The organism is Gynuella sp. (genome assembly GCF_050297175.1).
In the GTDB taxonomy this organism is placed as follows: domain Bacteria; phylum Pseudomonadota; class Gammaproteobacteria; order Pseudomonadales; family Natronospirillaceae; genus Gynuella.
In genome coordinates this window covers 75,153-87,596 of record NZ_JBNKSF010000027.1, presented here as the reverse complement: position 1 = coordinate 87,596, position 12,444 = coordinate 75,153, and the positions used below count along the sequence as shown (strand labels likewise).

11 protein-coding genes are annotated in these 12,444 nt (G+C 45.8%); 9 read left to right on the top strand and 2 right to left on the bottom strand.

The annotated features are described in order from the left end of the window. Positions 1-21 precede the first annotated feature (21 nt). Positions 22-906: a LysR family transcriptional regulator gene (locus ACQY6I_RS10200; protein ID WP_428241384.1), complete on the bottom strand. Its 885-nt coding sequence runs from the start codon at positions 904-906 to the stop codon at positions 22-24. 101 nt (positions 907-1,007) lie between these two features. Here ACQY6I_RS10200 and trxA point away from each other — a divergent pair, with 101 nt between their 5' ends. Next, entirely contained in the window at positions 1,008-1,349 is a 342-nt protein-coding gene (gene trxA, locus ACQY6I_RS10195; protein ID WP_428241383.1) for a thioredoxin, read from the top strand. Here the strand turns inward: trxA and ACQY6I_RS10190 are convergent. Next, on the bottom strand, positions 1,346-3,877 hold the full coding sequence (locus tag ACQY6I_RS10190; RefSeq protein WP_428241382.1) for a penicillin-binding protein 1A: 2,532 nt from the start codon (positions 3,875-3,877) through the stop codon (positions 1,346-1,348). The genes trxA and ACQY6I_RS10190 overlap by 4 nt on opposite strands. A gap of 174 nt (positions 3,878-4,051) precedes the next feature. On the opposite strand from ACQY6I_RS10190, the gene ACQY6I_RS10185 reads away from it, so the two are divergent. Genes ACQY6I_RS10185 through ACQY6I_RS10150 form a run of 8 tightly spaced genes read left to right on the top strand, consistent with a single transcriptional unit; the run spans position 4,052 to position 12,276 of the window. Beyond that, on the top strand, positions 4,052-5,110 hold the full coding sequence (locus ACQY6I_RS10185) for a pilus assembly protein PilM (RefSeq protein ID WP_428241381.1): 1,059 nt from the start codon (positions 4,052-4,054) through the stop codon (positions 5,108-5,110). Positions 5,111-5,112: 2 nt separating this feature from the next. Further along, a complete protein-coding gene (locus ACQY6I_RS10180; RefSeq protein ID WP_428241380.1) occupies positions 5,113-5,688 on the top strand; it encodes a PilN domain-containing protein in 576 nt (191 codons plus the stop codon). Then, on the top strand, positions 5,688-6,332 hold the full coding sequence (locus tag ACQY6I_RS10175) for a type 4a pilus biogenesis protein PilO (RefSeq protein ID WP_428241379.1): 645 nt from the start codon (positions 5,688-5,690) through the stop codon (positions 6,330-6,332). The genes ACQY6I_RS10180 and ACQY6I_RS10175 overlap by 1 nt, the downstream gene beginning before the upstream one ends. Continuing rightward, a complete protein-coding gene (locus tag ACQY6I_RS10170) occupies positions 6,329-6,856 on the top strand; it encodes a pilus assembly protein PilP (RefSeq protein ID WP_428241378.1) in 528 nt (175 codons plus the stop codon). Before ACQY6I_RS10175 ends, ACQY6I_RS10170 begins: the two co-directional genes overlap by 4 nt. A 37-nt stretch (positions 6,857-6,893) precedes the next feature. Further along, positions 6,894-9,128 (top strand): type IV pilus secretin PilQ, encoded by a 2,235-nt coding sequence (gene pilQ, locus ACQY6I_RS10165; RefSeq protein WP_428241377.1) that lies wholly within the window; start codon positions 6,894-6,896, stop codon positions 9,126-9,128. Further along, positions 9,128-9,661, top strand: coding sequence for a shikimate kinase AroK (gene aroK / locus ACQY6I_RS10160; RefSeq protein WP_428241376.1), 534 nt, complete (start codon positions 9,128-9,130; stop codon positions 9,659-9,661). Before pilQ ends, aroK begins: the two co-directional genes overlap by 1 nt. Beyond that, positions 9,646-10,758 carry a 3-dehydroquinate synthase gene (gene aroB, locus ACQY6I_RS10155; protein WP_428241375.1) on the top strand — a complete coding sequence of 371 codons (1,113 nt, stop codon included), beginning with the start codon at positions 9,646-9,648 and terminating at the stop codon, positions 10,756-10,758. Before aroK ends, aroB begins: the two co-directional genes overlap by 16 nt. Positions 10,759-10,815: 57 nt before the next feature. Then, entirely contained in the window at positions 10,816-12,276 is a 1,461-nt protein-coding gene (locus ACQY6I_RS10150) for an SPOR domain-containing protein (RefSeq protein ID WP_428241374.1), read from the top strand. Positions 12,277-12,444: the final 168 nt, after the last annotated feature.

The following is a 12,444-nucleotide window of genomic DNA, read 5'->3' as shown; positions in this document are numbered from 1 at the left end:
GCGGGCCATGGATGGCCTGTTTTACAGTCGCGATTGCATACGACCAATAAAATTCTGCACGAATTCAATGAACACCTGAACCTTACGTGGTGGCTGGCGGTGCTTATATAGCAGAGTCACGGTTTCAGCCCATACCGGCATTGACGTGCTGACTTTAATGAGTGACCCATGTTTCACTGCATGCTGAACCAGATAATCCGGAAGTTTGGTGATACCCATTCCTCTGATGGCTGCAATAATGCGCATTTCCGGACTGTTCAAGATCAGGCGTCCATTGACCGGGATGCTGAGCCGATTATTTTGCTCCCTGAAATACCAGTATTGTTCGCCTGGTTGAGTAATCAGTTGTTGTTTAGGCAGAGATTCAAAGTCTATTTCGGATGCCCCTTGGGCACAGTGAGGACTGCAATAAAGGCTTTGCGGAATGCTCATTAGCGGCCGGGCAATCAAGTCATTGAAGGCCAGCTGGAAGTCGTGGTTGACGATTGTAATATCCATATCATCCGGACTTGGAATAGCTCCGGTGTATTGGTTCAGACACAGCTGAATCTTAGGATAGATTTGTGCAAACTCTACCGCCAGCTGGGCTATCTCGTCGGACATAAATTCTGAGGGGGTCTGTACTCGTAACGTTCCAGAAGGTTGAGTAATCAGATGAGCAATATTGTCTTCGACCTCGTCTAACCCCAGGATCAAGTCTTGAGATTGGTTAAACAGCAGTGCACCGGCTTCTGTTAGTTCCAGCTGCCTGTTGCCACGAATCATCAATTTAGTATGGAGTTCCTGTTCCAGTAAGTTCATTTGCCTGGATAACGATGACTTTGGTACTCCCAGTTTCTGGGAGGCTGATGTCAGTGAGCCGGAGTTGACTATATAGACAAAACGTTTGACGTGATCTAAGTTCATGTTTCATTTTTCGAACGAAAGGTTGTATTTAAGGTGACTGGTTGTTCAAAGGCTAACATATAAAATGTCTTCATTCATTCAAGACATGAGGAGAATAATCAATGGCTAAAGTCGAAATTTTGAAAACAGGTACATTCTCAAACATCGTGGAACAGAGCCAAGGACTGACTCTGGTCGATTTTTATGCGGATTGGTGTGGACCTTGTAAGATGGTTGCACCGGTGCTTGATGCTCTGAAAGAAGACTACGAAGGTCAGATCAATATTGTCAAAGTCAATGCTGATAATGAGCCGGAAATACTGAATCGTTTTGGCGTGAGAGGTATTCCGACTCTGATGATGTTTCGAGATGGGCAGCCGGTTGATGTTACTGTCGGCGCCCAGCCGGCCAAGGCTCTGCGGTCAATGATTGATAAGCACATTGCCGCAGAGGTGAATGTTTAAAACAGCAATTCAGGCGCAGTAATTTGCGATTGATCCGATTGAGGGTCGCCTTGGCCCTCAATTGCCTGCTGTAATTCTTCTTCAGTAGGTTCTCTTTCTACGGTTATATTTACTTTTTCCGATGCCTGCTCGGTTGGCACTCTGTCTTTTGGAAAAATCTCAAAAATGGCATCTTTTTGACCGGGGCGGGCCAGTAATCCGGATTTAGGATCGATTCTGACAGTTACGATACCCGGAGGCTGTGGCAGGATTTTCTCCGGTTTTCCTTCCAGTGCTACTTGCATAAAATCTAACCATATCGGCAGAGCTGTCAGGCCACCCCATTCGACGCCACCAAGTGGTTGAGGCTGGTCGAAACCAACCCACGCGGTAGCGACTATGTCTGGATTGAATCCAGAGAACCATGCATCGACACCGTTGTTGGTGGTACCTGTCTTACCGGCAATATCGGATCTGCCCAGTGCCAGCGCTCTTCTGCCGGTACCTTTCTTAATTACGTCGCGAAGAATGGAATTCATGATGTACATGGTGTTTTCATCGATGATTCGCGGTGCTACCGGGTTATCTATAGGTTGTGACGATGGTTTGTTGACCAGCGTGCCATCGGAATTGAGAGGTTCCACGGATACGGGTGGCGGCTCGGTTACGGCAGGTTGACTACAGCTTCGGCACACGGTTGCCGGGTGGTTTTCAAATAAAATATTACCAGAAACGTCTTCTATTCTTTGTATAACGTATGGCGTGACCTTATAGCCACCGTTTGCTATGACGCTGTAACCTTCCATGATTTTCATGGGGGTGATCGATGCGCTTCCCAGTGCCAGAGTTAGGTTGTTTGGTAATTTGCCGGGGTCGAATCCAAATTTGCTAATGTAGTTAATGGCATAATTGATTCCGATATTTTGGAGTATCCGGATGCTGACCACATTTTTGGATCGATACAACGCTTCTCTCAGACGAATTGGGCCATCAAATACATAACCTGAGTTTTTGGGTCTCCAGGTGGTTTCCAATACCGGATCTACAATCGTGATCGGAGAGTCATTCATAATGGTTGCAGGTGTAAAACCTTTTGCCAGAGCTGCGGAATATAGAAAAGGTTTAATGTTTGAACCAGGTTGTCGTTCAGCCTGTATGACCCGATTATATTTGTTTTGTCTGAAATCAAAACCACCCACCAGGGCCTGAATCGCACCATTGTTTGGGTTTGTGGCGACAAATGCTCCCTGGACTGCTGGGATCTGTGCGAGTAGCCATTGATTGTCGCGCCTCTCAAGCCAGATCATGTCACCTGTGTCCGCAACGTCGGAAGCTTTCTTGACCGTAGCGCCTTTGAGGCTGTGATTGAGGTATCGCCGTGCCCATTTTAACTCCGCCAGCGGAAGGTCGATGGTGTTTCCGTCTGCCAGTAACGCAGTCAACTGGTTGTCTTCGGCTTTGGTCACAATTGCCGGGCTGAGGCCGCCAAAATCGGGTTCATTTGAAAGAATATCCTCCCACTTTTCCCATTGTTCGGCTTGAGGTATTGATGCGTCTGCGGGAATTTTTCGATAGGCGCCACGGAAACCATGACGGCGATCATAGTCAAGCAAACCTCTTTGCACGGCCAGGTTGGCAGCATTCTGCAGTTTTGAGTTTATGGTTGTATAGACTCGAAAGCCTGCGCTGTAACTGTCATCTCCGTAACGTTTCAGCATTTCCTCGCGAACCATTTCCGCAACCCACGGGGCGATAAAATCACGTTTTTCAGTGTTTTGTTGGTTGCCGGCAGTTAATGGAGCCTTGCTTGCCCGCTGATAAGATGGATCAGTGATATAGCCGAGCTCCAGCATGTCAGAAAGCACTTTATTTCGCCGTTTAAGTGCCGCATCAGGGTAGCTAAGAGGATTTGCTCGTGAAGGTCGTTGAGGTAAACCTGCAATCATGGCAATTTCTGCTAAGGTTAAATCATTGATGTCTTTGTCGTAATAAACCTGGGCTGCGGCCTGTATTCCGTAAGCCCGGTGACCAAAGAACATCTTGTTGGCATAGAGTTCAAAGATTTCACGTTTGGTTAGTATGCGCTCCATTTGTAGCGCTAACAGAATCTCCCGGAACTTGCGTGTGAATTGTTTTTTGTTACTGAAGAAAAAGTTTTTGGCAACCTGCTGAGTCAGGGTGCTGCCGCCACCACCTTTTTCGCCAGAAGAAACAAATTCCAGTACAGCCCGGATGAAACCTTTGGCATCCACTCCAACATGGGTTTCGAAGGATCGGTCTTCGACAGATATGAGAGCTTGAACAAATCTCGGAGGAATTTCCTCATATGTGAGAGGTGTTCGTCTTAGCTCACCAAACTCTTCAATGAGTTTGTTATCTGCCGAATAAATACGCAGAGGAGTCTGTAGTTGAACGGTCTTGAGTGATTCAACTGAAGGTAGGCTGGGACCTAGATAAAGGTAGATAGCAGAGCAAATGAGAACGATTGCACAAATTAAGGCAATAAAGCCCCAAAATATAATACGAAGCGAGCCGGCCAGAAATTTCATATTTTTCCTAATAAATGAATGAGTTAGCGGTTTTTCGGTCGGAAAAGCGGCATATTATAGATAGATTTGTGTATGAGAACACATTGCGGATTTGACAGCTCTGGTATCTAATACCTAAAGTAATTACCAATGAATCGTTCGTAAGTATCGGTTTCAGATAGGAAAATAAGTGTCGTGAGTCTCTTCAAGAAAAAGGACAACATTGTTTTGGGTCTGGACATCAGTTCCACTTCTGTGAAGTTGTTGGAGTTGAGTCGTAATAACGATGGGTATCGGGTAGAAAACTATTCTGTCGAACCATTACCTGAAAACGCTGTTGTTGAGAAGAACATTAATGATGTTGAAGGTGTCGGCCAGGCAATCGCCAAACTTGTGGCTAAAACAAAAACCCGTCGCAAGAAGGCCGCTGTCGCTGTCGCTGGTTCTGCTGTCATCACTAAAACCATCGAAATGAATGCTGGTCTTACCGATGATGAGATGGAAACACAGATTAATGTTGAGGCAGATCAATATATCCCGTACCCCCTAGATGAAGTTGCCATAGACTTTGAAGTAATTGGGTCATCTCCAAATACTGATAGCATGGTGGAGGTTTTACTGGCAGCCTGCCGGCGGGAGAATGTCGAGTTTCGGGAAGATGCCCTGGAAATTGGCGGACTGGAAAGCGCCATCGTGGATGTTGAAGCATTCGCACTGGAGCGCTCATTCCAATTGCTTGTTCCTCAGTTTGAGTCAGCCGATGAGGACATGACTGTTGCTGTTGTCGATGTTGGCCATTCGATGACCACGCTAAGCGTATTGAACAATGGTAAGACTATATATACCCGTGAACAGCTCTTTGGTGGTAAGCAATTGACTGAAGAAATCATGCGGCGGTATGGACTGACGGTTCAGGAAGCCGGGTTGGCAAAAAAACAGGGTGGCTTATCTGATGATTATGCAACAGAAGTTCTTGAGCCTTTTAAAGAAGCAGTGGTCCAACAAGTAACCCGGTCTCTGCAATTTTTCTTCGCTGCCAGCCAGTATAATGATGTGGACTACATCGTATTGGCGGGTGGTACCGCTTCTATTCCCGGATTGGCCCAGTTAATTCAGGACAAAATCGGCACTGCAACCATCGTTGCCAATCCATTTGCCAATATGACACTGGCGAATCGGGTGAATGCTGCCAATCTGACCAATGATGCTCCAGCACTAATGATTTGCTGTGGTTTAGCGATGAGGAGCTTCTGATCATGGCCAATATTAACTTAAGACCTTGGCGTGCCGAGTTACGCAAAGAGCGTCAGCAACAGTTTGTTCTGGTGTTGGTATTTGTTTGTGTGGCTGCCGCTGCCGCAGTGTACAGCTGGAACAAGTACGTTGATGAACTGATATCAGTACAAAAAAATCGTAACAACTTTTTAACCGAGCAGATCAATATTCAAAAGAAAAAGATTGATGAGATCAAAACGCTGCAGGAAGAACGCACCAAGCTCGTAGAGCGGATGAACGTGATTCAGGCGTTGCAGGGTGACCGGCCGGTGATTGTCAGAGTGTTTGATGAACTCGTTCGGACTTTGCCGGATGGGGTTTATTATGAGGAAGTCAGTAAAAAAGGTGACACCATTTCTTTAAATGGTGTGGCTGATAAGCCCAGTAGTATATCGGATCTGCTCAGGAATCTGGATGCTTCGCAATGGTTTGATAATGCATTCCTGAAAGACATAAAAGCTGTCAAAGATGAGTCTGGTGAGCAGACCGGCAACAGTTTCAATATCGTTGTGAAGCAATCCTCCCCTCGTAAAGCGACTGAAACGGAGGGTCAGTGATGGCCAAGCAAGGATTCTTTGAAGGTTTCAAGAGTTTCGACTATAACAATCCTGATTTTGAAAACATGGGTTCCTGGCCTGCGGGCATCAAACTGGTGACGTGTATCTTGCTTGTGGGAATCATTGGTTTCGCTGGCTATTGGTTCATCGTAAAAGATCAATACCAGAGTCTCGCCAGAGAAGAAGGGAAGGAAGTATCCCTTAAAGACCAGTTTTCCAAGAATGCATTTAAGGTCTCCAACTTGGAGGCGTTTAAAACGCAGTTGGCAGAAATGCGGGAAACGTTTGGTGCGTTGCTTGAACAGTTGCCGAATGAGACTGAAATATCCGGCCTGTTGGATGATATTACTTTCACTGGTGTCCAGAGTGGTCTGGAATTCGATTCCCTCGAATTGAGTGGTGATGTACCCAAAGAGTTTTATATTGAAACCCCGATTGCAATTGCAGTTCGCGGCGAATATCACGAGATGGGTACATTTATCAGCGGAATATCTGCTCTGCCACGTATCGTGACCCTTCATGACTTCACGATTACCAGCAGTAAAGACAGAAAAGCGCAGGAAAATGATGGTTCCCGCACATCACCGCTGGTTATGAAAATTGAGGCAAAGACTTATCGATATAACCCAGGAGAAGACCAATGAGAATACTTCTACTGGTTTTGGTATGTTTGGGGTTATTTGGTTGTAGTACCAATGATAGCAATGCTGATTTGCGTCAGTTTGTTCAGGAAGTAGAACGTAATGCCAAGGGCAGAATTCCTCCTCCTCCTGAATTTCAGCCTTATGAGTTTTTCACCTACAGTGCGGCTGGCTTGCGAGCTCCTTTTGAGATTCCAATGGAAATAGAAGCGCAGGTTCAGGAGCGTCCACGTAGTGATGTGAAGCCTGACCTCGATCGGCCGCGCGAAATTCTGGAAGATTTCCGTGTAGAGTCATTGGTTATGGTGGGTACTATTGCTATGAGTGACGGTGAACTCTGGGCTTTGATAAGAGATCCGGAAAACGATATTCATAGAGTGCATGTTGGCAATTACATGGGCAAAAACAACGGTAAAGTGCTGAATATTGCCGCGACACAGATAGATATGATGGAGATTGTGCCAGATGGTCAGGGTGGCTGGCTGGAGCGCCCCAGAACAATCATGTTGAATGGTTTTGAGCCTTAATAGAATTGGCAGCAATTAAGCGATTTGGGATAAAAAAATGCGAGTTTTAAACAGATTAATCAAAGTGTTATTACTGTTGGTACCAGCGACTGGTGCATTGGCTGTCAATGTAACGAATATTGAATTCTCATCATTGGCTGGTGATAGGACGGAAGTTCGGTTGACCTTTGATGGAAGCTTTCAAAGTCCGAAGTCATATTCGGTAGAACAACCGGCGAGAATATCCATTGACCTGCCGAATGTAGCTTCGTCGCTGCAAAAATATTATCAGGTCAGTTCTGGTAATACTCGCAGTGCCACTGTTCTTAGCGCTGGTGATAGAACTCGTGTTGTGCTGAATTTGACCAAGCTTGTTCCGTATACGTTGGCGAAAACTGGTAATCAGCTGGTTATTTTAATTGGCGAACAAAGTGGCAGTGCGGCTGAAGTTGCGCAGCTTGTTTCAGATTCACCGATAGAGCTCTTAGGGGATAATCAGGAAATTTCATTGCTAGGTGATGAAGAGACCGAAGTTATTGATATTGCCAATACCAATACTCAGAGAGCTGCTTCTCAGACCAGCAAGCCAATAGTCTCTGGATCCAAAAGTGTTCAGCAAGTTGATTTCAGACGCGGAGAAGAAGCGGATGGTCAAGTAATCATTGCTTTTTCTGACTCTACTGCCAATGCTGATATTCATGAAGAAAGTGGCAACATTGTTGTACGTGTGCCGGGCTTTACGCTCCCGGAAACCCTGCAGCGTCGCCTGGATGTTGTCGATTTTGCAACAGCGGTCCGTTATATCAATGCCTATAACGAAGGAAAGGATGCTGTTTTCGTGATTGAACCTGGTAGTAATTATGACTACCTGGCTTATCAAACCAATAAGGTTTTGACAATTGATGTCAAAGAAGTCACTCAGGAAGAGCAGGAGAAGCGTTTAAAAGAAAAATTCCCATATAATGGGGAGCGCCTGTCTCTTAATTTCCAAGATATTGCTGTCCGCTCTGTTCTGCAGTTGATTGCAGACTTTACGGAATTGAATCTTGTTGCAAGTGATACAATTCAAGGGAATATCACATTGCGGCTTAAGAATGTGCCATGGGATCAGGCGCTTGATTTAGTGCTAAAAACCAAAGGGCTTGATAAGCGCCAAATCGGTAATGTTTTGCTGGTCGCGCCAGCTGAAGAAATTGCAGCGAGAGAAAAACTGGAGCTTGAAGCTCAGGCTCAAATAGAGAAGCTGGCACCGCTATCAACAGAGTTCATTCAGATCAACTATGCCAAGGCTGTAGATATTGTCGATATTATACAGAAGCAGTCTAAGGCTGAGATCGCTGCTGATGCCGCTGTTGGTCAGGTTACGGGGGGCGACAATGGCTCTTCTGTGGCAAGCTCTACCTTATTATCTGCTCGTGGCACAATAGCTGTTGATGAGCGTACCAACAAAATCATGGTTCGTGACACTGCGAGTAATCTGGAAAAAATCCGTCAGGCAATTGCGGTATTTGATGTTCCTGTTCGGCAGGTGTTGATCGAGGCTCGTATAGTCGTTGCTAACTCAACCGTTGGTAAAGAGTTGGGTGTTCGTTGGGGCGGCGGTGGAGATTCTATCAATGCCGGTGATAGCAGTGGGTTTATTGGCTCGGGTTCAATCGACTCGAATACCGAAATCAACAATTTTCTGGCTGGAACAGAGGATGATTATTTAACCTATCCTAATGCGCTGGCGGTCAATCTACCGGCACAGAGTTCAGAAGCCTCTTCGTTTACTATTGGATTTAGAACTGCAGACTTGTTGCTGGATCTAGAGCTATCTGCTCTTGAATCCAATGGTAAAGCAGAGATTATCTCTCAACCGAAGATTATGACTGCAGACGGCCGGGAGTCGAAGATCCTGTCAGGTACTGAAATTCCGTACGTTACTGGTGATACACTGTCCGTTCGTAATGCTGAGCTGTCTTTGTCTGTGTTGCCGCATATCACGCCGGATGATCGTTTTGTAATTGATTTGACAGTGACTCAGGATCAGGTGGGCGATATTGTCAGTGGTCTGGTAACCATTGATCGTAACCAGTTGGACACTCAAGTGTTGGTAGATAATGGTCAGACAGTTGTTCTGGGTGGTATATTCCAGAGTTCAGACGTGCAGAGTGTATATAAGACTCCATTGTTGGGTGATTTACCTTTCATTGGCGCTCTTTTCCGTCGTACAACGAATTCCCAGGAAAAAAACGAGCTGTTGATATTTATTACACCTAAGCTTGTTGAGGATCAGCTTACGAGCCATTAATGTCCAAAATTCCAAATATATATTTAATTGGCCCGATGGGAGCTGGTAAGAGCACCATCGGGCGTTTGCTTTCTGAAGAGTTTAATCTTCCCTTTATTGATTCCGATAAAATTATCGAAGAGCGCGCCGGCGCCGATATCCCCTGGATTTTTGATCTTGAGGGAGAGGAGGGGTTTCGTCGGCGTGAGCTATCGGTGATTGAGGATCTCACTCAATTAGAATCTGTTATTCTCGCAACGGGTGGTGGGGCTATTCTGAAAGAGGAAAACCGCAGAAATTTACGTAGTCGTGGTGTAGTGATCTATTTGAAGGCGTCGGTCAGACAACAAATAGAAAGAACAGAAAAAGACAGAAACCGCCCATTGTTGCAAACCGATAATCGTGAGGAAGTATTGAGAAAGTTGGTGACTGCTCGGTCTCCACTATATGATGAGACTGCCGATATCGTGGTAGACACTGACCACAAATTGCCTAAGAATGTGATTAAAGAGATCATTGAACAATTATCGAGTCGGGAATGGGTAAAGTCTTAGCATGTATTGAATTGGAACTGGGTGACCGAGGTTATCCTATTGTCATTGGATCGGGTCTGCTGGATGATGTGGACACCATCAAAACCTACCTTCGCGACAAACTTGCTTATCAGCAGGTTTGTATTGTCACCAACGAAACGATAGCTCCTATCTATCTGGAGCGTTTGCTCTCTTCTCTGACCGGTTTGCAGGTGGAAACCTGTATCCTTCCCGACGGTGAAAAATATAAAAACCTGGATACTTTAAACCAGATTTTTACCTGCTTATTGCAGGCCAGATTTAATCGAAAAGCCTGTTTGATTGCTCTTGGTGGTGGCGTGGTGGGTGATATGACCGGGTTTGCTGCTGCCTGTTATCAGCGTGGCATTGACTTCATTCAGATTCCAACCACATTGTTGTCTCAGGTGGATTCTTCGGTTGGTGGTAAAACTGGTGTTAACCATCTGCTCGGTAAAAATATGATCGGCGCGTTTAAGCAACCAAAGTCGGTTGTGATTGACATTGATGTTTTATCAACATTGCCAGCGATTGAATTTGCTGCCGGAATGGCGGAAGTTATCAAATATGGTTTGATATGGGATCAGGCTTTTTTTGCTTGGCTCGAACAAAACGCAGAGGCTCTGAAAGCGCTTGAGTCAGAGGCTTTGGCCTTTGCCATTCAAAAATCATGTGAGATTAAAGCCAGTGTCGTCGCAGAGGACGAAACTGAGCAGGGATTGAGGGCAATTCTCAATCTTGGGCATACTTTTGGGCATGCCATAGAGACACATTCCGGTTACGGCTCATGGTTGCATGGACAGGCTGTGGCTGTTGGTATGAGAATGGCAGTCAGGATGAGCAGCTGGTTAGATGAGAATTTCGGAGAAGAGCTAGAGGCTCGTTTGGTGCGATTGTTGGAGGTGTTTGAATTGCCTGTTTATCCACCCGATGGAATGAATAGGAATGACTTTTTAACCCATATGGCCGTCGATAAAAAGAACCTGAATGCAGATATTCGTTTAGTGTTGCTGGATCGGCTTGGTCAGGCCAAGATCACTTCGGAGTATCCCGTGTCTACTTTGAACCGTTTGATTGACAGCTTTATTGGACAAAGTTAATGCAGCTTAGTTAATCTTTCCTATTAACAAGGGGAGGATTCTAAGGAGCCGGTTATCATGAACCCCGCTTATGAGCCTGATTACCTCGAATTCTATGGGTTGAGCAAAGATCCGTTTGCAGCTGACACTGATGTATTTTGTGCAGTGGGTAAACGCCATGATGTGCTCGAACAGCTCATTCATCTCAATCAGTTTTCCCACCTTGCCTTGATTGTCCTGGCCCCGGATGGCTATGGGAAAACGACGCTTTTCAATGTCCTGAAAAAACAGCTTCTGCAGTTGGGCGTTGTGAGAATAGTATCTTTCACAGCGGGTCCTGATTGGACAACCGAGACTATACTTCAGCAGATTGCTGGCAGTTGGGATATTGAAATTGAAACTGGTGATATTGACCAAGCTCTGAGGGTAATCCGTAGCCACCATCTCTCGCAGTCGATTATGGGGATTCGCCATTGTATCTTGATCGATGACGCTGATCAGTTGGATGAAGAGGCACTCGAAAGCTTGTATCAATTGGTTGCGGGGCTGCCTGAAGACCAGTCAATTGGGCTGACGTTGTTTGCAACAGAGGGTGTGGTGGATTTTCGGGCTTATTTCAAACCCGCAAATATGATTCATAGTATTCATCTGGCTGCTTTGTCTAATAAAGAAGTGTTTGCATTTCTGCAGGATCATTTTGAGTTTGTTGGGCACAAGCGTGGTGTCCCCTTTTCGCCCGATGTGGTTGAGAAAATATACCTCTCCACAGAAGGTATTCCTCTTCATATCAAGCGTGTAGCTGCAGAGTATATGAGTCAGCAGGCACGCTCTCATGTAACAGAAAAAAGTACTATTCCTGTTGCCCACTTTATTGCGATTGGTGCTCTGGTGGTGTTGGTTGGTATCGCGTTTCTGTATCAACGCTGGCAAGCTGAACCGAAACCGGTTGTGGTTCAACAAAAGGCCCCTCATGATGAAGGCTTGAGTGAACGCTTGCAGCAAGCTGTTGCAAAAGTGGAAGCACGACAACAGTCGAAAACACCAGAGCCTGCTGTTGAAGCACCAAAACCAGAAATTCATACTCCAGCTGCTGAGCCTGAGCCTGAGCCTGAGCCTGAGCCTGAGCCTGAGCCTGAGGCGAGTCATGTGGCAGTTGTTCCAGTACCCCCTGAGCCGGTGTCGACAAAGAGCGGGGGGGTGCCGGTGAAAACTGAACCGAAGGTACCAGAAGTTAAAAAAGCAGTGGTTTCAGCAGGCAAATGGTTTGCATCGGCCAAAGATGATGCGTTTACCATACAGTTGCTTGGTGTGCGTACAGAGGCTGCAATTAAAGAATTTATTGCAGGGCAAAACCATTCTGAGCGTTTTGCCTACTACAAGACCACTTTCCAGGAAAAAGACTGGTATGTTGCAGTTACAGGTGAATACGGCAGCCGAAAAGACGCGCTGTCAGCGGTGGAAAAACTACCCAAGTCTCTAAAAAAACTGAAACCCTGGGTGCGTCCCATTGCGGATATTCGACTGCTAATGGAACCTTAGAATGTGTATTTTGCTGGGATGCATCCGCTCTCATAAATAAACAGTTCGAGTCGTGAGTGCCTTTTGAAGGTCTATAACTGTTTATTCTTCAATATATTCCTATTTGGAATCCAGTTTTTATTATTTCAAAAATTGTGTTATAAGTTTGAGTGTCCCTGGCCAGATGTG